We start from the raw sequence: 25776 nt of genomic DNA, 5'->3' as shown, positions 1-25776 counted from the left end.
ATGGCCGGGCTCCCGCCCACCGAGCGACTCCACCCCAGGTCCAGGCTGCTCGACACGCTCCCCCCGCGGGGCGCGCTCCGGCTGCTGCACGAGGGCGACCTCGCCGCGGCGCGCGCCGTGGGCCGCGCCCTGCCCGCGCTGGCGCGCCTCGCGGAAGCGGCGGCGCGCGCGCTCGAGGGCGGCGGGCGGCTCCTCTACGCCGGCGCCGGCACCTCCGGGCGGCTCGCGGCGGCCGACGCGGCCGAGTGTCCCCCCACCTTCGGCGTGCCGCGCTCCCGCGTGGTGGCGCTCGTCGCGGGCGGGGCGGCGGCGCTCCGCCGCTCCGTGGAAGGCGCCGAGGACGACGCGCCGGCCGGGCGCGCGGCCGTCCGGCGCGCGCGCGTGGGGGCGGCCGACCTCGTCGTGGGCGTGAGCGCCTCCGGCACCACCCCGTACGTGCTCGCCGCGCTCGACGAGGCGCGGCGCCGCGGCGCGGCGGTGGCGCTCCTCACCTGCAACCCGGCGGCGCGGCCCCGCGGCGCCGCCCGGGCCGTCCTCGCCACCGGCCCGGAGCTCGTGGCGGGTTCGACCCGGATGGCCGCCGGCGCGGCCACCAAGATGGCGCTGGCGCTCCTCTCGACCGGCGCCATGCTCCGGCTGGGCCGGGTGCGGGCGGGGCGCATGATCGACGTCGCACCGGCGAGCGCCAAGCTGCGCCGGCGGGCGGTGCGGACGGTGGCGGAGCTGGGCCGGGTGGGCGAGCGGCGGGCGCGGGCGGCGCTGGCGCGCTGGGGGTGGAGCGTGCGGGCCGCGCTCGAGGAGCTGGACCGATGACGAAGCGCGAAGAGAAGCCCATCGACCCCGCGGCGCTGGCCGAGGTGCGCGCGGCGCTGTCGCGCGCCACCGGCAAGCGCCGGCTCGACCTCATCCTCGACCAGCCCGACCCCGCGGCGGTGGTCCGCGCCCTGCCGGCCGACGACCTCTACCTCACCATCCGCGAGGTGGGCCTCGCCGACGCGGTCGAGCTGGTGCAGCTCGCCAGCGCAGACCAGTTTCGCGCCTTCCTCGACCTCGCCGCCTGGCAGGGGGACCACGTCGCGCCGCGCCGCGCCCTCCCCTGGCTGCGCGCGGCGCGCGCGGGGTCCACCGACAGCCCGCGCGCCGCGGCCCGCTGGAAGGCGAAGCTGGCCCGGCTCGACGTCGAGCTGGTGGACCTCGTGCTGCGCGACGCGCTCCGCATCCACGACCTCGACGCCGACCCCGACCCGCACCTCCAGAGCGACCGCTTCCTGCGGACCCCGGAGAACCGCTTCATCGTCGAGTTCGACGCCGACGGCGCCGAGTACATGGCGGTCCGCGGGATCGTGGACGACCTCTACGCCGACGATCCGTTCAAGGCGACCCGCCTCCTCGCGTCGCTCCGCTCCGAGCTGCCGAGCGAGCTGGAGGAGACGGCGCTGCGCTGGCGCACCGGACGGCTCTCCGACCTCGGCTACCCGTCGCCGGAGGAGGCGCTGTCGTGGTTCGCGAAGCCCGCGGCGCGGCCCGCGCCGCCCGCCGGCACGCCGGGGCGGCCGGCCGGCTTCTTCCTGGAGCGGCTCGGGCGGGGCTCGCTGCTCGCGCGCGCCGCGGCCCGCCTCGCGCCGGAGGAGCGCGCCCACCTGGAGCTCGAGCTCGTCACCGCCGCCAACGCGGTGCTGGTGGCCGACGCCGTCGACCCGGGCGACCTCGACGAGGTGCGGGCGGCGGTCGAGGCGGCGCGCGCGCTGGTCGAGCTGGGGCTGGAGGCGGTCGCCGGCGCGGACGAGGCGCGCGCCGCCGAGGCGCTCGCCACCACCGCCGTGAAGGCGCTCTTCCAGCGCGGCTTCGGGCGGCTCCTCGAGCTGCGCTGGCGCGCCGAGCGCCTCCTCGCCTCGGGCCGGGCGGGGACGCGGGCGACGCCGCTCCTCGACCCGCCCCTGGGCGAGCTCCTCTCCGCCCTCTCCGCGCGCCGGCCGCGCTACTTCCCCGGCCTGGAGCTGCCGCGGGAGGCGTGGGGCACGCTGGCGGCGGGGGCCTTCGAGCCGCGCCCGTTCCTCGCCTCGGCCGAGGTGGCGCGCACCGCCGAGGCGCTCGGGCTGGCCGAGGGCCTGGCGGCGCTCGGCGAGGACCTCGGCCTGCGCCCGCCGGCGGGCGCGGCCGGACCGCTCGCGCCCCGGCTCGCCTCGCTCTACCTGACGGCGCTCGCCAACGAGCGGCTCGGCCGCGCGTTCGCGCCGGTCCCCATCCCCGCCGCCGAGCTGGCCGCCGCCGCGCGCGCGCTGGCGCCGCTCGACGACCCGCGCCTGGCGCGGGCGGGCGAGGCGGGGCAGCTCCTGGCGGCGCTGGCGCGCGCCCGCGACGAGGAGCTGGCGCCGCTCCGCGACGGCGCGGCCGTCCGCCCCGAGCACGTGGCGGCGCTCCTCGTCGCGCCCTGAGCCACCGCCAGGGCGTCGGTGCGCTCACGTGCCGCGCGCCCTCTCGGCGCCGACCGACTCGCGCCGCGGCGCGCCCGCGCGCGCGGAGGAGCCATTGCGGAGCGCCGCCCCAGGTCACACGCTCGCCGGAACGCGCCGAGGGAGCCGTGGCGCGGTGAGGACTGCTCGAAGATCCGCGGCGCGCAGCGGCGCGGAGCAAGGTTCCGCAACCGCGTCGTGGGAACCGCGGTGCGCGTTCCGGCCGAGGGAGCAGTCTGGCACGGCGCGGAGCACGGGCGACGACGCGTGCGCGGGCGCGGGGCGGCGGGGGACGAGCCCCCGCCCTACGGAGCTGGTGACACGGTGGACACGCCCGCCCCCGCCGCGTGGCGAGGGCGGGTGCCCCCGGCTCAGGGCGTGAGCGCCGCCTCGACCGGCTCGGGGTGGCGGCGGTGCGCCAGCCAGCCCCAGCCGAGGAAGGCCGCCTCGGCCAGCGCCACCACGACCATCCAGAGCACGATGGGCGAGTTGCCGAAGCCGTAGGCGTGCAGGCCGGTGCCGAGCACGTAGTTCACGCCCAGGTAGGTCATGAGGATGGTCTGGAAGGCGACGATGCTCACCGCCGCCACACCGAACCGCCCCAGGATCTTGTCGACCCTCCCGTGCAGGATGGCCATGTAGGCGAGGAAGGCCACCAGCGACCAGACCTCCTTCGGATCCCAGCCCCAGTACCGGCCCCAGGACGACGCCGCCCAGATCGAGCCGGTCAGGATGCCGGCGATGAGGAGGATGGAGCCGGCCAGCATGTACCAGTAGTTGAGGTCGGCCATCTTGGCGATGACCTCCTCGCGCCGCGACGCCATCGCGACGAAGGCGATCTGCATGTGGGCGATGATGACGCCCAGCGCGAGCACCGCGTAGCTCACCATGATGATGGGCACGTGGATGGCGAGCCAGGGCGTGCCGGAGAGCACCGGCGCGATGGGGTGGATGAAGCCGTCCATCGGCAGGAGGTCGGTGAGCGCCATGGTGAGCGCCGCGCCGGCGCTGGCGTTCACCACCAGCAGGCGGTTGCGGATGAAGGCGAACGCGACCAGCGCGAAGAGGCCGACGCCCCAGGCCAGGAAGAGCAGCGACTCGTACATGTTGGAGGCCGGGACGCGCCCGGCCACCGCCCAGCGCGTGCCGATGCCCCAGGTCATCACGCCGAAGCCGGCGGCGAGCAGCACCGCCGCCGCGACGTCCAGCGCGCGCCGCCGCAGGCGCCAGCCGGCGACGGAGGCGAGGAGCGACAGGAGCAGCACCACCCAGGCGATGCGGGAGGGCCGGACGGCGTTGTAGGTGAGCTCGCGCTCGACCGCCTCGGCGGAGGGCCACCCCGCGAGCCGCGGCCCCTGCGCGACGGCGAGGAGCCCGGGGAGCCCGGGCGACGGGGCCGGCTGCCACTTGTGGAGCGGCGGCGCGTCCGAGGGGATGGGAAGCACCGGGGAGCCGTTGACGAGCTCCTGCATGTGCTGGGCGCGCTCGAGCAGCTTCTCGGCGTCGCCGAGCACGCCCCGGCGCGGCTCCTGGCGCTGCTCCGCCGCCTGGATCTCGCCCATGAGGCGCCGGAAGGCCTCGCTGCTCGCGACCTGCGCCAGGGACGCGTACTTCTCGCCGGGCAGCCCGAGGGCGCTCGCCAGGTCGCCGCTGCCGATCGCGAGCACGGGGGCCATGCCGGCGCCCTGCGGCTGGGCCAGCCAGCCGCCCACCGTCTCGACCGGATCCTCGCCGTTCCACGATCGCGAGCCGGTGACGTTCCAGACCGCCTCGCGGGCGAAGGTGTCGAAGGGCATGGTGCGGCCGTCGTGCTGCACCGGCAGCCGGCGCAGCGCCTCGACCTCCGGGCCGGCGGCGCGGGCGCTCCCGGCGAAGGCGAGCGCGAGCGCGGCCGCCACGCCGGCGACCGCCTTGGACGGCCCCTGGGAGGCGGCCGCCTCCCGCGAGGCGGCGGCGCGCTGGCGCGTCCGGACGCGCGTGCCGAACACGATGCACATGCCGAGCACGAGCAGCCCGTAGCCGGCGAAGACGATCGGCTGCCCGGGGTCGTTCGAGACCGAGAAGATCGAGGCCTGGCGCCCGTTCGCCTGCTGGTAGCTCGACTGGAAGATGCGGTAGCCGTCCACCGCCAGCGGGTGGTTCATCCAGATCGCGGCCGGCCAGCTCTTGCCCGCCTCGGCGATGACCACCTGGCTCTTGAAGCCGGCCGGGCGCATCGTGCCGGGGTAGTTCTCGACCGCGAAGCTCGTCAGGTAGATGGAGAACGGGAGCGTGTGGCGCGCGGTCACCGTCCCGCCCTCCACCTGCTCGATGACGTCGCCGCTCGTCCCCTCCCAGAGCCCGATCGTCCCCTCGGTCTTGAAGAAGTAGGTGACGAGCGCGCCGGCCAGGATGAGCACGAGCGAGGCGTGCGTCACGAGGTACCCGATGCGGAAGCGGCCCCACGGGAAGTAGGTCACGATGGACGCGACCACGTTCACGGCGAAGAGCGCCTGCAGCCCCAGAAACCAGGGCGCGTAGTAGACGGCGCGGCCAGCCAGCTCGACGCCCGCGCGCGACTCGATGATGGTCCCGGCGGAGAGCGAGACGAGGAGCAGCACCAGCAGGATGACGGCCAGCTTCAGCGACGCGATGAGCGCGAAGAGCTTCTTCACGACTGGGACCTCGCCCGGTGGGAGTGCGAAAAGGGGAAGGAGACTCGCACGGAACGCCCGCCGCGCCCCATCTGTTTCCGCAATCCGCCGCGGCGTCGCGTCGCAGGGCGAGGTAGGCGCCGCCCCTACATGGCGAGGGGACCTGGGGCGGTGCCCGAGGTCCCCTCGTCGACGCAGCGCGGCAGGGCGGCTACTTCGCGGGCGCGGCCGCGGGGGCCGGGGCCGGCTCGGCCTTGGGGGCGGCCGTCTTCGCGTGCTTCTTGCTCGCCTTCGCCTCCTTCTTGGCGGCCGCCTTCTTCTGATCCGCCTGCGCCACCCGGCGGTGCGTCCGGTGGTGCTTCGGCTGCGCCGTCTGCACCTGGGCGGTGCCGGTGGCGGGGACGGCGGCGCTGGCCGCCAGGGCCGGGGCGGCGAGGCCCAGGATGGTGAGGCCGGTCACGAGCTTCCTTGCGATCTTCGTCATGGTGTTTCTCCTTTCGCCAGGAGAGACGGGGGCCGCGCCGGACTATTCAATCGACGAACGCCGCCTCGCGCGCCCAGCGGAACGTCTGCTCGACCTGCTCGTGGGCGAGCACCAGGTGGCGCTCGAGCAGCGCCACCTCGCGCCGCATGTCGGTGTCGAGCAGGTAGGGGCCGTCGGTGTTGATGGTGAAGCGCACGCCGCGGCTCCAGAACCGCTGCAGGACCTGCCCCAGCTCCTCCACGCTCTCCACCGCGCGCGTGGCGAGGTTCGAGCTGGGGCAGATCTCGAGCACCACCCCGCGCTCGCGCAGGAGGTCCATCACCCGCTCGTCCTGGGCGGCGCACAGGCCGTGGCCGATGCGGTCCGGCTCGAGCGCCTCCACCACCGCCCGCACGCCCTCCGAGCCGGTCCGGGCGGTCTCGCCGGTGTGGACGGTCGACTTGAGGCCGCCCGCGCGCGCCCGGCGGAAGAGCTCGCGGTAGAGGTCGAGGTCCGCCCCGAGCTCGATGGCGTGGCGCTCGGGGCCGGCCAGGTCGATCCCGACCACGCCGCGCCGGCGGTAGCGGATGGCCTTCTCGACCAGGATCTCGTTGAGGCGCGGCTCGAACTCGCGCGCCAGGCAGAAGATGAGCCCCGCCTTCACCCCGTACTCGAGCACCGCCCGGTCGAGGCCGCGCAGGGCGGCGTGGATGATGTGGTCGAGGTCGCGCTCGCCGCCCTCGTTGCGCTTCATGGGGTTGAAGCGCAGCTCGATGAGGTCGACGCGCGAGGAGCGGTACTCCTTGCCGATGATCTCGTACACGGCGCGCTCCATCGCCTGCGGCGAGGACTGGATGCGCTCCGTCCACTGGTGCATGACGGCGAGGTACTCGTCGAGCGACTTCACCTTGCCCGGGCGGGCGCTCACGAGCTCCTTGAACTCCCAGTAATTCTGGACCGGCAGCTTGAGGCCCTGGTCGTGGGCGATGGACCACAGGACGTGCGGCGCGACGGCGCCGCCCACGTGGATGTGCAGATCGGTGAGCTCGCTGGGCATGCCGGATCCTAAGCGGCCGGCCGCCCCGGGCGAAACGCGAATCGGCGCCGCCGGCTAAGGCGCTAGGACTCCGCCTCGTCCGGCGCGGCGTCGGCCGGGGCGCCCAGGGCGAGGCCGCAGTCCGGGCACTCGGCCTGGGCGGCGGTGGCGACGAAGCGGTGCCCGCAGGCGGGGCACTCGATCTCGCCGCCCGCGTCGAGGTCGACCCCGCGCAGGCCGCGCTCGGCGGCGCGCGCGGCGTCGGGGTCGCCGAGCAGCTCGGCCCAGTCGGTCCGCAGGAGCTCGAGCGCGCGCTTCGCGTCCGCCTCCGGCACGTAGATGTTCCACAGCGGATGCAGCCGCTCCTCGGGCCGGCGCGGCGGGACCTGCTCGATCTCCGGCGCGAGCCCGCCCTCCTCGAGCCGGTCCATCATCTCGCGCACCGAGGCGTAGCCGGACCGCGACAGGAGCGCGAGCCCTTGACCGGTGGCGCGGCAGGTGACGCAGACGCCGCCGGCGTCGAGCGGGGTGTTGCACGTTTCGCAGGTCGGGACCGCGTCCATCCATCACCTCCTGGCCAGGCTCCATCCTACCGCCCCCGGCCGTGCCCGTCCGGCCCCGCGCGCGGGCGGCACCCGGCCGTGACGGTGCGGGGCGCGATCGCTATACTGCGCGGCCCTATGGCTCAGCTCATCGACGGCAAGGCGATCGCGGCGCAGGTCCGCGGCGAGGTGGCACGCGCAGTGAAAGAGCTCGCCCCGACCGGCCTGGTGCCCGGGCTGACGGTGGTGCGCGTCGGGGACGACCCGGCCTCCGCCGTCTACGTGCGCGGGAAGCGCAAGGACAGCGAGGAGGTCGGGTTCCGCTCGGTCGAGCACCACCTGCCCGCCACCGCCACGCAGCCCGAGATCCTGGCGCTGGTGGCGAAGCTCAACGCCGACCCGCTCGTCCACGGCATCCTGGTCCAGCTGCCGCTCCCGAAGGGCGTCGACGAGCGCGCGGTCCTGGAGGCGATCGACCCGCGGAAGGACGCCGACGGCTTCCATCCCTACAACGTCGGCGCGCTGTCGATCGGGATCCCGGGGCCGCGGCCCTGCACGCCTGCCGGCGTGATGCGGCTCCTGCGCGAGGCGGGCTGCGATCCGAAGGGGAAGCGGGCGCTGGTGGTGGGCCGCTCCAACATCGTCGGCAAGCCCATGGCGATGATGCTGCTCGAGGCGCACGCCACCGTGACCGTCGCCCACTCCAGGACGGCCGACCTGCCGGCCGAGGTGGGCCGGGCCGACGTGCTGGTGGCCGCCATCGGCAAGGCCGAGCTGGTGAAGGGCGCCTGGGTGAAGCCGGGCGCGGTGGTCATCGACGTCGGCATGAACCGGCTCGCGGGCGGCAAGCTCGTCGGCGACGTCGAGTTCGCCGCCGCGGCCGAGCGCGCCAGCGCCATCACGCCGGTGCCGGGCGGCGTCGGCCCCATGACCCGCGCCATGCTGCTCGTGAACACGCTCGAGCTGGCGCGCGCCTCGGTCCGGCGGTGAGCCGCGGGCGCGCGCTCGCCGCCGCGGCGCTGGCGCTCGCCGCCTGCCGCGCGGCGCCGCCCGCCCCGTTCACGGTCCGCCACGGCGCGGCCGCCCGCCCGCCGCCGGCCGCGGCCCCCGCCGCCCCGCCGGCGCTGCGCGCGCTGGTGCTGGGCGACTTCGGCGACGAGACCGCGCAGCAGGCGGCGCTGGCGCGCGCGGTCGCCGCCGCGCACGCGCGCGCCCCGTTCGACCTCGCCTTCTCGCCCGGGGACAACCTCTACGACTGCGGCCCCGACCCGCGCCGGCCCGGGGCGGAGGCCTGCCGGTTCGGCGACGACGGCGCCTCGGTCGCGGCGGGGTTCCTCCCGCCGGCCGACCCGCGCTTCGCCCGCTTCGACGCGCGCTTCCCGGCGCTGCGCCGGGAGGGTGCGCCGGTGCCGGTCTACCTCGCGCTCGGCAACCACGACGTCGCGAGCGGCGGCGACTGCGGCGACGGCGCGCTCCCGCCCGGGCCGCAGGCGCGGCTCAAGGCGTGCCTGGAGGTGGCGCACGCGTCCCCGGTCTGGCGCATGCCGGCCCGGCACTACGTCGTGGACCGCGGCCCGGCGCGCTTCATCGTGCTCGACTCGAACCTCCTCCTCGGCGACTACGGCGGCTTCACCCTCGAGGCCGAGGCCGCCTTCCTGCGCGCGGCGGCGGCGGGCTGCCACGAGCGGCCCTGCTTCGTCGTCGCCCACCACCCCACCGCCACCGCCGGCCAGCACCGGCGCGAGGCGGACCCGGCGTACCGGGCGCGCGCCGCGCTGCTCGAGCAGGCCGCGGGCGGGGCGGTGGCGGCCTGGCTCTGCGGGCACGACCACGACCTGCAGCACCTCCGCGCCGCGGCGGGGTACGACGTCCTCGTCTCGGGCAACGCCAGCCGCGGCCGGCCGCGCGAGCGGTTCGAGCAGGTGTCCGTCCCGGGCGCGCAGCTCCTCTTCGCGTCCACCGCCTGGGGGTACCTCACGCTCGAGGTGTCGCCCGGCGCCTGGTCGGCGCGCTTCGCGGCGGCCGACGGCGCGCCGCTCCACTGCTGCCAGGCCTCCTTCCCGGGACGGTGCGAGCCGGTGGCCTGCCCGGCGCCGTGAAGGCGGCGGCCTACGTCACGCCAGCGCTGTTGAATTCGAGGCCTGCGTCGCTATGATGCGAGGCCGCCATCCCCCCTTAGCCGGATCTCCCCACATGGCCCAGCGCACGCCGCTCCACGCCGTCCACGTCCGCGCCGCCGCGCGGATGGTCGAGTTCGCCGGTTGGGACATGCCGGTCCAGTACGCCGGCATCCTGGCCGAGCACGAGGCGGTCCGCGAGCGCGCCGGGATCTTCGACGTCTCGCACATGGGCGAGGTGATCTTCCGGGGGCCAAAGGCGCTCGCCTCCCTGCAGCGGCTCTTCACGAACGACCTGTCGCGGTGCCAGGACGGCCAGGCGCAGTACGGCGCGCTCTGCCGCGAGAGCGGCGGGATCGTCGACGACGTGGTGGTCTACCGCCGCTCGGCGGAGGACCTGCTCGTGTGCGTGAACGCGGCCAATCGCCAGAAGGACTTCGACTGGCTGCACGGCCACGCCTTCGGCGCCGAGGTGACGAACGAGTCGGACGCCTGGGGGCAGCTCGCCGTCCAGGGGCCGCTCGCGCCCGAGGTCGTGCAGAAGCTCACCAGCGTGCGGCTCTCCTCGGTCGGCACGTACCGCTTCACCGAGGGCGAGGTCGCCGGCGTGCGCTGCATGGTGGCCCGCACCGGCTACACCGGCGAGGACGGCTTCGAGCTCTTCTGCCCGGCCGACGCCGCGCCGCGCCTGTGGGCCGCGCTCATGGAGGCCGGCCAGCCCGAGGGGCTCGCGCCCTGCGGGCTCGGCGCGCGCGACTCCCTCCGCCTGGAGATGGCGTACCGGCTGTACGGCCAGGACATGGACGACGGCACCACGCCGCTCGAGGCGGGGCTGGGCTGGGTGGTGAAGCTCGACAAGGGCGACTTCGTCGGCCGCGAGGCGCTCGTGAAGCAGAAGGAGGCCGGGCTCTCCCGCAAGCTGGTCGGCTTCGTGCTGACCGAGCCGGGCATCCCGCGCCACGGGTACCCGGTGCTGCAGGAGGGCAAGCCGGTCGGCACGGTGACGAGCGGGACGAAGTCCCCCAGCCTCGGCACCGCCATCGGCCTCGCCTACGTCCCGCCCGCGCTCGCCGCCGAGGGCTCCACCTTCGCGGTCGAGATCCGCGGCCGCCCGGCGGCCGCCAAGGTCGTGAAGACCCCCTTCTACGCCAAGAAGCCCCGCCCTCAGTGAGGAGAACGCCATGAACGTCCCCGAGGACCTCAAGTACACGAAGGAGCACGAGTGGTGCCGCCTGAAGGGCAACCGGGCCGTGATCGGCATCACCGACCACGCCCAGGACCAGCTCGGCGACATCGTCTACGTCGAGCTGCCGGAGGTCGGTGACCCGGTGAAGAAGGGCGAGTCGTTCGGCGTGGTCGAGTCCACCAAGGCGGTCTCGGAGCTGTTCGCGCCGGTGACGGGCAAGGTGGTCGAGGTGAACGACCCGCTCTCCGACGCGCCCGAGAGCATCAACGAGGATCCGTACGAGGAGGGCTGGATGATCCAGGTCGAGCTCTCCGACCCGAAGGAGGTCGAGTCCCTGCTCGACGCCGCCGGGTACCAGAAGTTCCTGGCCGAGGAGGAGCCCGGGTAGCGGCGCCTCCCCCTCCCCCGCTGCCTCGAGCCCGTCTGAGCCCTCCCCGCGGCGCCCCTCGCCGCGGACCCGCAGGGCGTGGAGCCCACCATGCGTTACCACCCGCACACGCCCGAAGAGATCCGCGACATGCTGGCGGCCGTGGGGGCGAAGAGCCTCGACGACCTCTTCCGCTCGATCCCCGAGTCGCTCCGCCTGAAGCGCCCGCTGGCGGTCGCGCCGGCCCAGGACGAGATCGCGCTGCTGGGCGACTTCCGGCGCCTGGCGGCCCGGAACGAGGTGGCCCACCCGCCCTTCATCGGCGCGGGCGCCTACCCGCACCACGTGCCGCCCGCCGTGGATCAGCTGCTGCTCCGGGGCGAGTTCTTCACCGCCTACACGCCCTACCAGCCCGAGGTCTCGCAGGGCACGCTCCAGGCGCTGTTCGAGTGGCAGACCTACGTCTGCCTCCTCACCGGGATGGAGGTGGCGAACGCCTCGATGTACGACGGCGCCTCCGCCACGGCCGAGGCGGCGCTCATGGCGACGCGCCTCACCGGGCGGAAGCGGATCGCCGTCTCGGACGCGGTCCACCCCGAGTACCGGCGCGTGCTCGCCACCTACCTCGCCTCGACCGGCGACGAGCTGGTGACGGTGCCGCACGGTCCCGACGGCCGCACCGACCCGGCCGCCCTCGCTCGGGCGGTCGACGGCTCGACCGCGGCGGTGATCCTCGGCTACCCCAACTTCTTCGGCGTCGTCGAGGACGTGGCGAAGGCGGCGGCGCTGGCGAAGCAGGCGGGCGCCCTCACCGTGACGGTCACCGCCGAGGCGGTGGCGCTCGGGCTCCTGCGCGGCCCGGGCGAGCTCGGCGCCGACGTGGCGGTGGGCACCTTCCAGAGCTTCGGCAACCCGCTCCAGTTCGGCGGGCCGGCGCCGGGCTTCTTCGCCACCCGCGAGGCGAACGTCCGGCAGATGCCGGGCCGGGTCTGCGGCGCCACCGTCGACAAGCAGGGCCGGCGCGGCTTCGTCCTCACCCTCTCCACGCGCGAGCAGCACATCCGGCGGGAGAAGGCGACCTCCAACATCTGCACCAACGCCGGGCTGTGCGCGCTCGCCTCGACCATCCACCTGGCGCTCCTCGGCCGCCGCGGGCTGGCCGACCTGGCCCGCCTCAACTTCGACCGCGCGCGCCTGCTGCGCGCCGCCATGGGCAGGGCGGGCTTCGCGCCGGTGTTCTCGGGCCCCGCCTTCAACGAGCTGGCGTTCCAGGTCGGCGACGCCGAGGCGGTGGTGGCGCGGCTGGCCAAGAAGGGCCTCGCCGCCGGCGTCCCGCTCGCCCGCTGGTACCCCGACCCGAAGCTCTCCGGCGCGCTCCTGTGCGTCGCCACCGAGCTGCACTCCCCGGAGCTCATCGAGCTCTTCGCGCGCGAGGTGAAGGGCTAGCCATGGCCAATCCCACCGGATGGAAGCCCAGCCTGGAGGAGGGCGCGGCGGCGGCCGAGCCCCGGCTCGACGTCGGTGCCGGCGGCGCCACGCGCGGCCTCGCCTACGAGGAGAAGCTGCTCTTCGAGCGCGGCTCGGCCGGCGAGCGCTGCGGCGTGTCCTTGCCCCGCCCGAGCGGCGACTTCGACCCGGCGGCGGAGCTGGGGCCGGAGCTGCTCCGCGGCGAGATCGCCGAGCTGCCCGCCGTCTCCGAGCTGGAGGTGGTGCGCCACTTCACCCGGCTCAGCGCCTGGAACCACGGCATCGACACCGGGTTCTACCCGCTCGGCTCGTGCACCATGAAGTACAACCCGAAGTCGTCGGAGGCGCTGGCGCGGCTCCCCGGCTTCGCCGACGCCCACCCGCTGCTCCCCGAGGAGCTGGCCCAGGGGTCGCTCGCGCTCATGCACGAGCTCGAGCGCGCGCTCTCCGAGATCTCCGGCTTCACCGCCACCACCCTTACGCCCGCCGCCGGGGCGCAGGGCGAGCTCACCGGCGTCATGATGATCCGGGCGTACCACGTGGCGCGCGGCAACCCGCGCCGCAAGGTGCTCATCCCCGACACCGCCCACGGCACGAACCCGGCCACCAGCGCGCTCAACGGCTACGAGGTGGTCCAGCTGGCGAGCGGGCCGGACGGCCGCCTCCACCCCGACACGGTGCGCGCCGCGATGGACGACGACGTCGCCGCCATCATGATCACGAACCCGAACACGCTCGGCGTGTTCGAGTCGCACATCGCCGAGATCGCGGAGATCGTGCACGCGCGGGGCGGCCTGGTGTACGGCGACGGCGCGAACCTGAACGCGCTGCTCGGCGTGGCCCGGCCGGGCGACATGGGCTTCGACGTCATGCAGTTCAACCTGCACAAGACCTTCGCCACCCCCCACGGCGGCGGCGGCCCCGGCTCGGGCCCGGTCGCGGTCTCGGAGAAGCTGGTCCCGTTCCTGCCCTTGCCCATCGTGGTGAAGGAGGGCGCGGGCTACCGCCTGGTGAAGGACGCCGCCGAGCGCCCGCAGAGCATCGGCCGGGTCCGCGAGTTCCACGGCAACTTCGGCATGTTCGTGCGCGCGCTGGCGCTCATCCGCGAGTACGGGCCGGAGGGCCTGGCGGCCACGGGCCGGCTGGCGGTGCTGAACGCGAACTACGTCCGCGCCAAGCTGGCCGACGTCTACGACCTGCCCTACGCGACCGACTCGCTGCACGAGGTGGTCTTCACCGACAAGAACCTCAAGGCCACCGGCGTCACCACCATGGACGTCGCGAAGCGGCTCATCGACCACGGGTTCCACCCGCCCACCGTCTACTTCCCGCTGGTGGTCCACGGCGCGCTCATGATCGAGCCCACCGAGACCGAGACGAAGGAGACGCTCGACCGCTTCATCGACGGCATGCGCCAGGTGGCGGAGCAGGCGCAGCGCGACCCCGACGGCGTGAAGGCGTCGCCGCGCAAGCCGGTGCGGGAGCGCCTCGACGAGACGCGCGCCGCCCGCAAGCCGATCCTGCGCTGGAAGCCGGGGATGACGGCCGGCGAGCGCTAGGGGCCCGCCGGGCCGCGGAAGATGTGCAGGCCCGAGCCGACCTCGAGGTAGAAGCCGAAGACGAAGGCGATCTCGCCCCGGTCGTTGGCGAGCCCGCGCGGCGGGTTCACGAACGGCTGCGCCTTCCGGAACGCCTCGAGCGCGGTGGCGTCGAGGAAGTCCACCCCGCTCGAGCGCTGGACCTGGAGCCCCTTGAGGCTGCCGGCGGCGTCGAGCGTCACCGACACCACCGTGACCCGGTCCTTGTACGCGAAGCGCTCGCCGGTCGGGTCGCGCAGGCGCAGGCTCTCGGACGGCTGCCACTGGGTCGCCACCGCCTGCTTGATGCGGTTGAAGTAGCTCGCGTACTTCCACTCGCGCGTGTTGAGGTAGGTGCCCTCCCCCTCCTCGACCCCGTCGAGCTTGTCGGGCGCCGGCCCGCCGGCGAGCTGATCGTAGTTGCTGGCGCTCGGCCTGAGCTGCAGCCCCTTCCCCTCGCCGCGGCCCTGCCCCTCGCCGCCGCGGCCGCCCTCGCCGGGCGCGGGCGCGCCGCCCGGCGGCTGCGCGCCAGGGGAGAAGGCGGAGCCGTTGCCGCGCACGCCCGGCTTCGGCGCGCGCAGCTGGAGGCCGCCGCGGGGGTCGAGGCGCAGCGCGAGCTGCTGGCGCGCCGGCTGATCGGGCAAGGTGGGCTTGCCGGAGCCCGCGCCCGAGCTGGGCCGCGCGGTGGCGCGCGCGCCCGCGCGGCTGCCGCCCTCCTCGGCGCGCGCCTGCTGGCGCGCCTCCGGAGGCGGCGGCGCGGCGGGGTTCGGCTGCGAGGGCTTGGGGAGCGTGTTCTTGAAGCCCGCCGCCGCGTGGCGCGAGCGCGTCTCCTTCTCCACCGTGCTGTCGTGCTCGGCCACGAACCGGCTGTCCTTGGGCGGGGTGGCGTTCTTCGAGGGCGCGACGTCGACCACCTGGCCCGGGGCGCTGCGCGGCGGCGGCGGGGCGGGGGGCGGCGCGGGCGCGAGGGTCAGCGGCGTGGAGGGGCGCGGGGCCGCGGCGCCGCTCGCGGGCCGGCGGTTCGCCTCCCACTGGGCCGACGAGAGCGGAGCGAGCTCGACCGAGCGGGCGGGCCCACCCGCCTCGCGCGAGGGGACCATCACGCTCGTGGTGCGCACGAGCAGGAGCCCCGCCGCGTTGACGAGCAGCGACACGAGCAGCGCCGCCGCCAGGCGGAGCCCGGGGCGCTGGCGCCGGCGTCGCCGGCGGAGGCTGGGACCGAGGTAGCTCAAGTTCTCCCGCCGCTCATTGTAACGCACGGACCCCGTCCGGCCTGCCCGCAGGGGGGCCGCGGGGCCGCCAGGCGCGCCCTCCGCCTGCCGCGCGGCGAGGCATCCGTTGACCCCCGCGGCGCCGCCGCTACCATACGCCGCCTTGCGCCCCAACCCCCGCCCGGCCCCGACGCCGGCCCCCTCACCCTCCCCCGTCCCCGCCGCCCCGCGCGCGCTCCGCGCGGCGACCGCCGTGGCGGCGGGCGGCGCCCTGCTCACCCTGGCGCTGTGGGCGGCGGCCCAGACGGGCGCGGCGCGGGCGGAGCTGCGCGCCCGCGTGGCGCAGGCCCTGGCGGAGCGCGCCCCCCGCGCGCGGCTCGTCGGGGAGGCGCGCCTGAGCCCGCGCTTCGAGCTCGTCTTCGGCCCGGTGGTGGTGCCCGCCCGCGCGGCGGGCGCGCCGCCCGTCCTCACCGTCGCGCGCGTCGCGGTGCGCCCGCGGCTCGCCGCGCTCCTCGGCGCCAGGCTCGAGCCGGGCGCGGTGCGCCTCGAGGGCGTGCGGGTGGACGCCGGCGTGCGCGGGGGCGCGCTGGAGGAGCTGGCCGAGCTCGCCGCGCCGGCGCGCCCCGGCGGCGCCGCCCCGCCGCAAGCCGCGCCGCCTCGCATCACCTTCCAGGACCTGCGCATCCGGACGGCGCTCGCCCGCGGGGCGCGCGCGCTGGTGATCGAGACCGGCGCGCTCTCCGGCCGGGCCGAGCTGGCCCGGGAGGACGGGCGGCGCGTGGCGCGCCTCGCGCTCCGGCTGCCGGGCGGAGGCGACGGCGAGCTCGACGCGCGGTGGGGCGCCGGCCCGCCGGCGCTCGCCCTCCGGCTGCGGGGGGCCAGCCCGGGCGCGATCCCCGCCGCGCTGCGCGGCCGCCTCCCGTTCGGCGTGGAGGACGGCGCGCTCGACCTCGCGCTGCGGGTGCCGCGGGTGGAGCGCGAGGCGGCGCTCACCGCGGAGCTCGAGGCGGAGGTGCGCGGGCTCGCGGTGCGCTGGGCGCGCCTCGCGCCGCAGCCGGTGGGGCCGCTCGCCGGCCGGCTCTCCGCCACCTTGCGCTGGGACCCGCGGGCGCGGCGGCTCGCGCTGGAGGGCGGCCGCGCCGAGCTCGGGACGAGCGGCCTCGCCCAGGTGGAGCTCGACGCGGCCCTCGGCCTCGGCGGCGAGCCCGCCCTCGAGCTGGCGGTCCGCGCGCGCCAGGTCGACTGGGCTGCCGCCGTCGCGGCGCTCCCGCCCGCGCTCCGGCCTCCCGCCGAGGCGCCCAGGCTCGAGGGCGCGCTGGGCGGCCGGCTCTCGCTCGCGGGGCCGCTGCGGCGGCCGGCGGCGTGGCGGCTCGACGGCGACGTGGACCTGCGCGCGCTGCGCCCCGCGGCGGCGCAGGCGCGCCCCCTCGACCGGCCCTTCGCCTTCCGCGCGCCGCTCCCGGGCGGCGGGGCGCGCGAGGTGCTCGTCGGCCCCGCGAACCCCGCCTTCGTCCCCCTGGCGACGCTCCCGGCCCACGTGTGGCGGGCGGTGGTGCTGAGCGAGGACGCTGGCTTCTTCGTGCACCACGGGTTCGACGTGCGCGAGGTGCAGGAGGCCCTCTCCCGCTCCGGCGACCGGCGCCTGCGCGGCGCGTCGACGCTCACCCAGCAGCTCGCGAAGAACCTCTTCTTGACGCCCGACCGCACGCTGGTGCGCAAGGTGCGCGAGGCGATCGTCACCCTCGCCCTGGAGAGCTCCCTCCCCAAGCGGCGGCTCCTCGAGATCTACCTCAACGCGGTCGAGTGGGGCCCGGGCGGCGTCCACGGCCTGGGCGAGGCGGCCCGCCACTGGTTCGGGAAGGACCCGCGCGACCTCTCGCCCAAGGAGGCGGCCTTCCTCGCCACCGTCCTGCCCAACCCGGCGCGGTTCGACCTCTACCGGCGGCGCGGCGCGCTCACCGAGCGCTGGGAGGAGCGCGTCCGCGCGCTCCTGGTGAAGGAGCGCGCGGTGGACGCGCTCGACGACGACCAGTTCTACGAGGCGTGGTACGCGCCGCTCGCCTTCGCCGGGCGCTGAGCGCCCCGGCGCCGCCGTGAGGCCTTGGCGCGCCGCGGCAACGGCAGCTGTCAGTCTCCACCGCAAGTGTCACGATGGGGCTGCGCGTTCGTGGTAGGTATCGGGAGGTGCCGCTCCCGCTCCGGAACTGCTCGCAGGCCTCCGCCCGGCTCATGACGCACCGCCGGCGGGCGGTCGCGGTCGCCGCCGCGCTGGTGGGGTCCTTCCTCCCCGTCGACCTGGCGCAGGCGACGGGCGGCCAGGCCGCGGCCGCCGTCCGGGTGCTGTGGGTGGCCATGCTCCTCGGGGCCATCCCCGCGCTCCGCCCCGAGCGCCCGCGCCTCGCCGCCGCAGCCGGGCAGCTGCTCGGGCTCGCCAGCGGCGCCGCCCTGGTCGCGATCGTGGCCGTCACCGGCGGCGCGGACGGCGTCTACTTCAACTTCCTGCTCGCGCTGCCGCTCGCCGTCATGGTGGTCTCGCCCGAGCAGCCCGCCAGCGCCGCGCTCGCCTCCGCCGTCACCACCGTCGGAGGCGCCGTCTTGCTCTGGAGCAGCGGCCACCCCGCGCTCGACCTCGCGACCTGGCTGCTCATGTCGGTCGCGGCCGGCAGCCTCGCCCTGTGGGGCACGTTCCTGTACCTGCGCGCGTGGGCCACGGAGGTCGCGAGCGAGCACGCCTGCGTCTGGGCCACCGAGGAGCTGGCGCGCTCGGAGCGCCGGCGCGCCAGCGCCGAGAAGCTCGCCACGGTGGGCCGGCTCGCCGCCGGGATCGCCCACGAGATCAACAACCCCCTCGCCTACGCGAAGGGGAACGTGGAGTGGCTGGCCGAGTCCCTGCCGGCGGGCCGCTGCCCCCCGGCGCAGCTGCTCGAGGTGCTCGCCGACACCGGGCGCGGCCTCGACCACATCGCGCGCGTGGTGAGCGACCTGCAGGCGTTCGCGCGCGAGGACCGCGAGGCGCCGGGCCCCTGCGCCGTCCCGGAGCTCGTCGAGGACGCCCTGCGGCTCGCCTCCGCGCGGGTGCGGGACGTCGCCGACCTCCGCGTCGAGGTGGAGGACGGGTTGCCCCAGGTGCGCGCGCACGCCCGGCGCGTGTCACAGGCGGTGCTGAACCTGGTCGTGAACGCGGCCGACGCCGTGCAGGCGGGCGGCGCGGGCCGCGACCGGCGCATCCTGGTGCGGGCGCGCGCGGCCGGGGACGAGGTCCTCATCGAGGTGGAGGACTCCGGCCCCGGGCTCAGCGCCGAGGCGGCCGAGCACCTGTTCGAGCCGTTCTTCACCACCAAGGGCGAGCGCGGGACGGGCCTCGGCCTCGTCCTCTCGCGGGAGAACGTGATGGCCTCCGGCGGCCTCCTCGAGCACGAGCCCGCGCACGGCGGCGGCGCCCTCTTCCGGATCCGGCTGCGGTCGGCCGACGCCTCGAGCGGCTCCTCGGAGCCCGAGCAGCGCGCGCCGAGGCTCGGGACGGGCTAGGCCGGGCTGGGCGTGCTCGGGACGGCCGCGCCGCTCCCGCCGTGCCGCCGCGGCGAGAGGCGCTCCGCCGCCAGCGCGAGGAGCCAGGTCACGGCGGACATCACCGCGATGCCGCAGAGGACGCTCCCCATCGAGAGCGCGCGGTGCAGCGGATGGCTGGCGACCCCGTAGGTGAGCTCCACCGACGCCACGTAGCCGAGCAGCGAGTGCCGGCCGAGCGTGGTGAGCCACCCCAGCCCCCGCTCCCACTCCGCCGGCGCGAGCTGGAGGAGCGCGGTGAGGGCCAGCACGCCCGCCAGCCGCAGCCCGAACCACGCCGGCGAGGTGCGCCAGAAGTCCTGGTGGGCGTAGAACGCCGGGAGCGCGTGCGCGGCGGCGGCGGCCGCGGCCACGGCGGCCGCGAGCGCCAGCAGCGGCCAGGGGCGATCGCGCTCGGCGACGAGCGCCCCGGCGGCCGCGCCCCCGAAGAAGAAGCCCACCCAGTTGAGCAGGGAGAAGTTCGCGCGGGGGTAGGTCGCATAGAGGTAGTCGAGGACCCGCGACGGCACGTGGGCCCAGGCCGCCGCGGGCGGGGTGCAGAGGACCACGGCCAGCGCCGCGCCGGCGGCGACCGCGAGCTGGAGCCGCCGGGCGCGGCCGACGAGGAGGATCGCGCCCAGCGCCAGTGCGACCGCCAGCACGTTGAGGATGTCGACCCGCAGGAGGTCGCGCCAGCCGCCCGCCACCCGCCAGGCGCCGCCGAGCGCGTACTCCAGCCCGCGGAAGGCGTAGGCGACCCCGAGCAGCCAGGCCGCGCGCCCGAGCGCGCGCCGCCGCCGCTCGCCGGGCGGCGCGCCGCGCGCTCCGAGCGCGGCGTCTCCGAGCACCTGGGACAGCCCGGCCATGAACAGGAAGGCGGGCGCGGCGAAGCCGCCGGCCATGAGGAGCGCGTCGCGCAGCGGCCCCTCGCCGCTGCGCGGCGCGAGCCAGGCGTCGAGCGTGTGCACCTCGACCATGAGGAGCACCGCGATCCCGCGCTGCCGGTCCAGCCAGCGCCTGCGTGGAGCCGCCATCGCGGAGCCGGACCGCTACTTGTCGCGGTAGGTGATGCGACCGCGGGTGAGGTCGTACGGGGAGAGCTCGAGCTTGACGCGGTCGCCGGGGATGATGCGGATGTGGAACTTCTTCATCTTCCCGGAGGCGTAGGCGAGGACGGTCGGGCCCTGGTCCACCTTGACGCGGTACATGCCCCCGGCGAGCGCCTCCTCGACGGTGCCCTGGACCTCGATGCCCGCTTCCTTCTCGCTCATCGCGCTCCTTCGGTCAGGTACGCGCGCGGAATATCCCCGAGGTTCCCCGCGATCGTCAAGCTTCGCCGGCGCGGCGCCGCCGCTCACCCGGCGAGGAGCCAGCGCGCCCCAGCGACCCCGAGCGCCCCCATCGCGAGGCAGCCCAGCACGGTGGCCGCGAGATAACCGGCGAACAGCGCCCACGCTCCGCGCTGGAGGTACCCGAGCGCCTCGTAGTTGAACGAGGAGTAGGTCGTGAACCCTCCCATCACGCCCGCGGCGAGCACGACGCGGGTGTCGGGCCCGACCGCGCCGTGGAGCGCGAGCTCCATGATCACGCCCAGGAGCAGCGACCCCACGAGGTTCACCGTCAGCGTACCGCTCGGAAAGGCGGGGCCGAGCCAGCGCAGCAGACCGGTCGTGACGAGGAAGCGCGCGCCCGTGCCGGCCGCGCCGGCCAGGCAGACGAGCAGGAAGCGGAGCGGAGGAGACACGCGGATCGAGCATACCGCGCCCGCCGCGCCCTTCGTCGCGATTCAGCCGAGGGCGGTGAGGAGCGCCCGCGCCCGCGCCGCCACCGTCGCCTCGGCGCCGGCGAGCCCCGCCAGCTCGGCCCGGGCGCGCCCGCGCTCCTCCGGGTCGCAGAGGAGGACCTCGGCCCGGACCAGCCGGACCTGGGCGTCCTCGGGCGCGAGCCGGTAGGCGGTCTCGGCGCAGACGCGCGCGGCGAGGAGGCGCCCCCGCCGCCGCGCGACGAGCGCCAGCATGGCCCACGGCGCGGGGTCGTGAGGGTTCGTGACGGCCAGGCCCTCCAGGATCTCCCGGGCGGTCTCGAGCCGCCCCGCCTCCAGCTCCGCGCCCGCCAGCCGGGCCGCGGCGCGCCCCAGCTCCTCCGTCATGCCCTGCGCCTCGGCCAGGGTGGTCCCGCTCGCCAGCTCCTCCAGGGTGATCACGGCGCCTCCCATCAACGGATGTTGTTCACGGCCGACATCTGGCTCTCGTGCAGCGCCTTGAGGACGTTCGACAGGGCTGCGAACATCGTCGACTGCTTCTCCACCAGCCGCTGCAGCTTCATCATCTCGAGCTTCTCGTCGAGCTCGCCGTCGTCCGCCGCCGCGCTCTTCGAGGAGGCGCCGGCCGCCGAGCTGGAGGCCTTCGAGGTGCCGGAGGCCGCGGCGCGGCTCGAGCCCCCGCTCGACTTCGCCGGCGAGCCCAGCGCGTCGAGCCCGGCCGCCGCGGCGAGGCCGCTCACCGCCGTCTTCGCCAGCGTCCCGCCGACCTCCAGCGCGACCGGCGCCAGGAAGGGCAGCCCGACCGCGGTGCACCCGGCCGCGAGGAGTGGCCCGCCGAGGTCCTTCGCCAGCGACTCGGCGCCGCCGACCACCGTCTTGGCGAGCCCGCCGAGCGCGTCCCCGAGCGCGCCGAACAGCCCCCCGCCGCCGCCTCCGCCGGAGGTCTTCGGCTCGTCCCCCGCGCCGCCCGACGACTTGCTGGTCGAGCCGCTCTTCGCGGCCGACGCGGCCTTCTTGACCTCGTACTGCTTCATGGCGTCCACGAGCTCGCGGTCGCTCTTCTGCTGCATGAGCGCCATGAACTGGAACAGCTTGTCCTCGATGCTGAGGCGCGGGTCGCTCAGGAACGCCAGCTCGGCGGAGGTGCTCTTCGACGTGGTCTTCGAGGTCGTCTTCGCGGACGTCTTGGTCGCCGTGGTCCTGGACGAGGACGCCTTCTTCGCGGTCGCGGTCGCGGAGGTCTTCGACGCCGCCTTCGCCGTCGCGCTCGGGCTCGCATAGCCCCGCTCCGCCGCGGTGAAGGCGAGCGCGCGCGGCGCGTAGCCCGTGCGCGCCGGCATGGGCGGGTACGGCCGCGCCTGCTCCGGGACCGCCGCGGCGTCGTCGAGGGCGCCGCGCCCCCACGCCCCCGCAACGGAGGCCTCGGGGAGGCGCCGCGCCGGGGCCGCGGCGCTGTCGGCCAGCGCCGGCCCCGCCGCGTCGCCCAGCTCGCTCGCGCCCCGCGCCAGGGCGCCTCCGCCCACCTCGGCAATCGCCATGTCCGTCCGCCTCGCTCGAAGGGTTCGTTCCAGCGACCCTCCCCTACAGCGCCCGCCATGCCAGCCGGCGGGGCCGTGGTTCCGGGCAGTTGGCCCGAGGGCGGGGAGCGCGCCCCGCCCCTCCGGCCGCGCGGCGGACGGTTGGACGGCGCGGCCGCTCGGCGTAGATTCGGCCGGTGCGTTACCTCGGCCTCGACCTCGGGCGCGCCCGGATCGGCCTCGCGCTGGCGGACGACGTCCTCGGGACGGCGCGGCCGCTCGAGACCGTGGCGCGGCGAGGCGAGGCGGCCGACCTGGCGCGGCTGCGCCGGGTGGTCGCCGAGTGGGAGGTGACGCGGGCGGTGGTGGGGCTCCCGCTCAACATGGACGGGACCGAGGGCGGCTCGGCCCGGCTGGCGCGCGCCTTCGCCGCCAAGCTGGCGGACGAGCTGGGGCTGGCGGTCGAGCTCTTCGACGAGCGCCTCTCCACCTTCGAGGCGTCGGTGCGCCTGCGCGAGCGGGGCCTCTCCGCCCGCGCGCAGCGCTCGGTGATCGACGCCGAGGCGGCCGCCGTCATCCTGCAGACGTGGCTGGACGCGAGGACCGGATGAGAGCCCTCCGCATCGCCGCGGCCCTGGTCGCGATCGCGCTCGCGGCCGCCGCCGCGGTCGCCGCCTTCGAGCTGCGCGAGCTGGCGCGGTTTCGCGACGCGCCCTACGGCTCCGAAGAGGAGAAGGTGGTCGAGATCCCCGCCGGCGCCGGCCCGCACCAGGTCGTGCGCCTCCTCGCCCGCGCCGGGGTGCTCTCGGACGAGCGCCTCGCCTGGCGCTGGCTGCGCTGGTGGAAGCAGGGCTGGAAGCGCGATCGCCGGCCGCTCAAGGCCGGAGAGTACGGGTTCTCGGGCGCGCTCCGGCCCGACGAGGTGCTGGAGAAGGTCTACCGGGGCGAGGTGAAGCTGTACCAGTTCACCGTCGCCGAGGGCCTCCGCATGCAGGAGATCGCGGGGGTGATCGAGCAGGCCGGCCTGGGGCGCGCCTCCGAGCTCCTGCCGCTCATGGGCGATCCTGCGCTCGCGCGCGAGCTCGGCGTGCCCTCCGACAACCTGGAGGGCTTCCTCTTCCCCGACACCTACACCTTCCCGCGCGGCCCCCGGCCGCGCGCGGTGCTGGCCGCCATGGTGCAGCGCTTCAAGGCCGCCTGGCGCGACGCCGACGCCGGGCGAGCGCCCGAGGTGAAGCTCGACGAGAAGCAGGCCGTCACGCTCGCCTCGATCATCGAGAAGGAGACGGGGCAGCCGGAGGAGCGGCCGCGCATCGCGTGCGTCTTCCACAACCGGCTCCGGCGCGGCATGCGCCTGCAGACGGACCCCACCGTGATGTACGCGACCATGCTGCGCCACGGGGGCCGCTGGTCCCAGAACATCACCCGCGCGGACCTGCTCGCGGTGCACCCCTACAACACGTATACGGTGGCCGGGCTCCCGCCGGGCCCGATCGCGAGCCCCGGAGCGGCCGCCCTGCGCGCCGCCCTCCACCCGGCCGCGTGCAACGACCTCTACTTCGTGTCGCGCAACGACGGCACGCACGTCTTCTGCCCCGACCTCGTCTGTCATAACGCCGCCGTCCGGCGCTGGCAGGTCGAGTTCTTCCGCCACCGCGGCCGCTGACCTCCGGGCCGCCGCGCCGCCGCCGGCGGCGCCTCCCGCGACGCCCCGCCAGCCCGTAAGGGTGAGCGGTGATGCCCGCCTGCACAAGCACCGGGCGGTCACTATCCTCGACTGGTCCAGGCTTGAAGGGAGCGTGCATGCGAGAGCCTCGCGAATTGACCACCGCAACCGGCACCGGCTGGCTGTCCCGCATCGCAGAGATGCAGGACCGCCGGAGCTACTCCGAGCAGCACTGGGAGGGCACGTTCGAGGACTACCTCGAGATCGTGCGGAAGAACCCCAAGGTCACGCGGACCGCCTACCAGCGCGTCTACGACATGATCCTGTCGCACGGGAAGACCGAGTACCTCGACAACAAGAAGAAGCTCATCCGGTACGACTTCTTCACCGACCCGGTGTTCGGCGGGAAGGACGCGATCTACGGCCTCGACATCGCGCTCATGAAGCTCGTGAACGTCTTCAAGAGCGCGGCGCAGCAGTACGGCACCGAGAAGCGCGTCATCCTGCTCCACGGCCCGGTCGGCTCGTCGAAGTCCACCATCGCCCGGCTGCTCAAGAAGGGGCTCGAGGCCTACTCGAAGACCGCCGATGGCGCGCTCTACACCTTCGGCTGGGACGTCGAGCGCGAGGTGGACGCGCCGAACGGCGGCCGGGTGAAGCGGCGCGAGCTCATGCCCTGCCCCATGCACGAGGAGCCGCTCCACCTCATCCCGCAGGAGTGGCGCGAGCGCGTCTACGCCGAGCTCTCGCCGCCGGACTCGGGCTACCGCATCCCGGACACCGGCGACCTGTGCCCCGCCTGCCGGTTCATCCAGAAGGAGCTGCTCACCGAGTACAAGGGCGACTGGCAGGAGGTCATGAGCCACGTCCGGGTGCGGCGGCAGATCCTGTCCGAGAAGGACCGGGTCGGCATCGGGACGTTCCAGCCCAAGGACGAGAAGAACCAGGACTCCACCGAGCTCACCGGCGACATCAACTACCGGAAGATCGCGGAGTACGGCTCGGACTCCGACCCGCGCGCCTTCAACTTCGACGGCGAGTTCAACATCGCCAACCGCGGCGTCATCGAGTTCGTCGAGATCCTGAAGCTCGACGTCGCGTTCCTCTACGACCTCCTCGGCGCGACCCAGGAGCACAAGATCAAGCCGAAGAAGTTCCCGCAGACCGACATCGACGAGGTCATCGTCGGCCACACCAACGAGCCCGAGTATCGCAAGCTCCAGAACAACGAGTTCATGGAGGCGCTGCGCGACCGCACCGTCAAGATCGACATCCCGTACATCACGCGGCTGGCCGAGGAGGTGAAGATCTACGAGCGCGACTACAACGCGCACAAGATCCGGGGCAAGCACATCGCCCCGCACACCCTCGAGATGGCCGCCATGTGGGCGGTGCTGACGCGGCTCGAGGAGCCGAAGAAGCACAACTTGACCTTGCTGCAGAAGCTCAAGCTCTACAACGGCAAGAGCCTGCCCTCGTTCACCGAGGACAACATCAAGGAGCTGCGCAAGGAGGCGCACCGCGAGGGCATGGAGGGCATCAGCCCCCGGTACGTGCAGGACAAGATCTCGAACGCGCTCGTCTCGGACAAGGGCGAGGGGTGCGTGAACCCGTTCATGGTGCTGAACGAGCTCGAGGCGGGCCTGCGGCAGCACTCGCTCATCAGCTCCGAGGACCAGCGGAAGAAGTTCCGCGACCTCCTCACCGACGTGAAGCGCGAGTACGAGGACACCGTCAAGAACGAGGTGCAGCGCGCCATCAGCGCCGACGAGGACGCCATCACCAAGCTGTGCGCCAACTACATCGACAACATCAAGGCGTACACGCAGAAGGAGAAGGTCCGCAACAAGTACACCGGCCAGTACGAGGAGCCGGACGAGCGCCTCATGCGGTCGATCGAGGAGAAGATCGACATCGCGGAGAGCCGGAAGGACGACTTCCGCCGCGAGATCATGAACTACATCGGCGCGCTCGCCATCGAGGGGAAGACCTTCAACTACCGGACGAACGAGCGGCTGCACAAGGCGCTCGAGCTGAAGCTGTTCGAGGACCAGAAGGACTCGATCAAGCTGAAGAGCCTGGTGGCGAGCGTGGTCGACCGGGAGACCCAGGAGAAGATCGACGTGGTGAAGCAGCGGCTGGTGAAGAACTACGGCTACTGCGAGATCTGCTCCACCGACGTGCTCAACTTCGTGGCGTCCATCTTCGCCCGCGGGGACGCGAAGGAATGACG

General features: G+C 75.1%; 23 protein-coding genes. 13 read left to right on the top strand and 10 right to left on the bottom strand.

Annotation, left to right across the window (positions count from 1 at the left end; all coding sequences use genetic code 11):
* Nucleotides 1–813: an N-acetylmuramic acid 6-phosphate etherase gene (locus HWY08_RS13890; protein WP_176066169.1), complete on the top strand. Its 813-nt coding sequence runs from the start codon at nucleotides 1–3 to the stop codon at nucleotides 811–813.
* Nucleotides 810–2435, top strand: coding sequence for a DUF6178 family protein (locus tag HWY08_RS13885; protein WP_176066167.1), 1626 nt, complete (start codon nucleotides 810–812; stop codon nucleotides 2433–2435). The genes HWY08_RS13890 and HWY08_RS13885 overlap by 4 nt, the downstream gene beginning before the upstream one ends.
* Before the next feature lie 389 nt (nucleotides 2436–2824).
* Here the strand turns inward: HWY08_RS13885 and HWY08_RS13880 are convergent, their stop codons facing one another.
* From HWY08_RS13880 to HWY08_RS13865, 4 genes are all read right to left on the bottom strand, one after another.
* Nucleotides 2825–5107: a cytochrome c biogenesis protein CcsA gene (locus tag HWY08_RS13880; RefSeq protein ID WP_176066165.1), complete on the bottom strand. Its 2283-nt coding sequence runs from the start codon at nucleotides 5105–5107 to the stop codon at nucleotides 2825–2827.
* A gap of 190 nt (nucleotides 5108–5297) precedes the next feature.
* Nucleotides 5298–5570, bottom strand: coding sequence for a hypothetical protein (locus HWY08_RS13875; RefSeq protein WP_176066163.1), 273 nt, complete (start codon nucleotides 5568–5570; stop codon nucleotides 5298–5300).
* Nucleotides 5571–5616: 46 nt separating this feature from the next.
* Nucleotides 5617–6606, bottom strand: coding sequence for an amidohydrolase family protein (locus HWY08_RS13870; RefSeq protein ID WP_176066161.1), 990 nt, complete (start codon nucleotides 6604–6606; stop codon nucleotides 5617–5619).
* Between the two features lie 62 nt (nucleotides 6607–6668).
* A complete protein-coding gene (locus HWY08_RS13865) occupies nucleotides 6669–7148 on the bottom strand; it encodes a hypothetical protein (RefSeq protein WP_176066159.1) in 480 nt (159 codons plus the stop codon).
* Nucleotides 7149–7265: 117 nt separating this feature from the next.
* Between HWY08_RS13865 and folD the strand changes: the two genes are divergently transcribed.
* The 6 genes from folD to gcvPB all read left to right on the top strand — a co-directional run bounded on the left by folD (nucleotide 7266) and on the right by gcvPB (nucleotide 13823).
* Nucleotides 7266–8117, top strand: coding sequence for a bifunctional methylenetetrahydrofolate dehydrogenase/methenyltetrahydrofolate cyclohydrolase FolD (gene folD / locus HWY08_RS13860; protein ID WP_176066157.1), 852 nt, complete (start codon nucleotides 7266–7268; stop codon nucleotides 8115–8117).
* On the top strand, nucleotides 8114–9226 hold the full coding sequence (locus HWY08_RS13855; RefSeq protein ID WP_235969630.1) for a metallophosphoesterase: 1113 nt from the start codon (nucleotides 8114–8116) through the stop codon (nucleotides 9224–9226). The genes folD and HWY08_RS13855 overlap by 4 nt, the downstream gene beginning before the upstream one ends.
* A 94-nt stretch (nucleotides 9227–9320) precedes the next feature.
* Nucleotides 9321–10415, top strand: a complete 1095-nt coding sequence (gcvT, locus tag HWY08_RS13850; protein ID WP_176066155.1) for a glycine cleavage system aminomethyltransferase GcvT — start codon at nucleotides 9321–9323, stop codon at nucleotides 10413–10415.
* A 10-nt stretch (nucleotides 10416–10425) separates the two neighbouring features.
* The gene (gcvH, locus tag HWY08_RS13845) at nucleotides 10426–10818 is read left to right on the top strand and encodes a glycine cleavage system protein GcvH (protein WP_176066153.1); all 393 of its coding nucleotides are present in this window, start codon (nucleotides 10426–10428) and stop codon (nucleotides 10816–10818) included.
* 90 nt (nucleotides 10819–10908) lie between these two features.
* The gene (gene gcvPA / locus HWY08_RS13840; RefSeq protein ID WP_176066151.1) at nucleotides 10909–12243 is read left to right on the top strand and encodes an aminomethyl-transferring glycine dehydrogenase subunit GcvPA; all 1335 of its coding nucleotides are present in this window, start codon (nucleotides 10909–10911) and stop codon (nucleotides 12241–12243) included.
* 2 nt (nucleotides 12244–12245) lie between these two features.
* A complete protein-coding gene (gcvPB, locus tag HWY08_RS13835; RefSeq protein ID WP_176066149.1) occupies nucleotides 12246–13823 on the top strand; it encodes an aminomethyl-transferring glycine dehydrogenase subunit GcvPB in 1578 nt (525 codons plus the stop codon).
* Here gcvPB and HWY08_RS13830 read toward each other — a convergent pair.
* Nucleotides 13820–15073 carry a TonB family protein gene (locus HWY08_RS13830; protein WP_176066147.1) on the bottom strand — a complete coding sequence of 418 codons (1254 nt, stop codon included), beginning with the start codon at nucleotides 15071–15073 and terminating at the stop codon, nucleotides 13820–13822. The genes gcvPB and HWY08_RS13830 overlap by 4 nt on opposite strands.
* Before the next feature lie 142 nt (nucleotides 15074–15215).
* Between HWY08_RS13830 and HWY08_RS13825 the strand changes: the two genes are divergently transcribed.
* Together HWY08_RS13825 and HWY08_RS13820 are read left to right on the top strand one after the other, a co-directional pair.
* On the top strand, nucleotides 15216–17129 hold the full coding sequence (locus HWY08_RS13825) for a biosynthetic peptidoglycan transglycosylase (protein ID WP_176066145.1): 1914 nt from the start codon (nucleotides 15216–15218) through the stop codon (nucleotides 17127–17129).
* A 107-nt stretch (nucleotides 17130–17236) separates the two neighbouring features.
* Nucleotides 17237–18580 (top strand): sensor histidine kinase, encoded by a 1344-nt coding sequence (locus HWY08_RS13820; RefSeq protein ID WP_176066143.1) that lies wholly within the window; start codon nucleotides 17237–17239, stop codon nucleotides 18578–18580.
* Here HWY08_RS13820 and HWY08_RS13815 read toward each other — a convergent pair.
* From HWY08_RS13815 to HWY08_RS13795, 5 genes are all read right to left on the bottom strand, one after another.
* Complete coding sequence (locus tag HWY08_RS13815; RefSeq protein WP_176066141.1) at nucleotides 18577–19632, bottom strand: heparan-alpha-glucosaminide N-acetyltransferase domain-containing protein; 1056 nt, start codon at nucleotides 19630–19632, stop codon at nucleotides 18577–18579. The two genes, HWY08_RS13820 and HWY08_RS13815, sit on opposite strands and share 4 nt — an antisense overlap.
* A 15-nt stretch (nucleotides 19633–19647) precedes the next feature.
* Nucleotides 19648–19869, bottom strand: coding sequence for a translation initiation factor IF-1 (gene infA / locus HWY08_RS13810; protein WP_012097326.1), 222 nt, complete (start codon nucleotides 19867–19869; stop codon nucleotides 19648–19650).
* Nucleotides 19870–19952: 83 nt separating this feature from the next.
* A complete protein-coding gene (locus HWY08_RS13805; RefSeq protein WP_176066139.1) occupies nucleotides 19953–20342 on the bottom strand; it encodes a CrcB family protein in 390 nt (129 codons plus the stop codon).
* A 42-nt stretch (nucleotides 20343–20384) separates the two neighbouring features.
* A complete protein-coding gene (locus HWY08_RS13800; protein ID WP_235969629.1) occupies nucleotides 20385–20801 on the bottom strand; it encodes a tetratricopeptide repeat protein in 417 nt (138 codons plus the stop codon).
* Between the two features lie 11 nt (nucleotides 20802–20812).
* The gene (locus HWY08_RS13795) at nucleotides 20813–21898 is read right to left on the bottom strand and encodes a hypothetical protein (protein ID WP_176066134.1); all 1086 of its coding nucleotides are present in this window, start codon (nucleotides 21896–21898) and stop codon (nucleotides 20813–20815) included.
* 176 nt (nucleotides 21899–22074) lie between these two features.
* Here HWY08_RS13795 and ruvX point away from each other — a divergent pair, with 176 nt between their 5' ends.
* From ruvX to HWY08_RS13780, 3 genes are all read left to right on the top strand, one after another.
* A complete protein-coding gene (gene ruvX / locus HWY08_RS13790) occupies nucleotides 22075–22488 on the top strand; it encodes a Holliday junction resolvase RuvX (RefSeq protein WP_176066132.1) in 414 nt (137 codons plus the stop codon).
* A complete protein-coding gene (gene mltG / locus HWY08_RS13785; protein ID WP_176066130.1) occupies nucleotides 22485–23543 on the top strand; it encodes an endolytic transglycosylase MltG in 1059 nt (352 codons plus the stop codon). Before ruvX ends, mltG begins: the two co-directional genes overlap by 4 nt.
* Before the next feature lie 137 nt (nucleotides 23544–23680).
* Nucleotides 23681–25774, top strand: coding sequence for a PrkA family serine protein kinase (locus HWY08_RS13780; RefSeq protein WP_176066128.1), 2094 nt, complete (start codon nucleotides 23681–23683; stop codon nucleotides 25772–25774).
* The last annotated feature ends 2 nt before the right edge of the window (nucleotides 25775–25776 follow it).

It is taken from the genome of Anaeromyxobacter diazotrophicus (genome assembly GCF_013340205.1).
In the GTDB taxonomy this organism is placed as follows: Bacteria; Myxococcota; Myxococcia; order Myxococcales; family Anaeromyxobacteraceae; genus Anaeromyxobacter_A; species Anaeromyxobacter_A diazotrophicus.
Note: the sequence above shows the minus strand (reverse complement) of the source record. Positions and strands in the feature narration are given on the sequence as shown.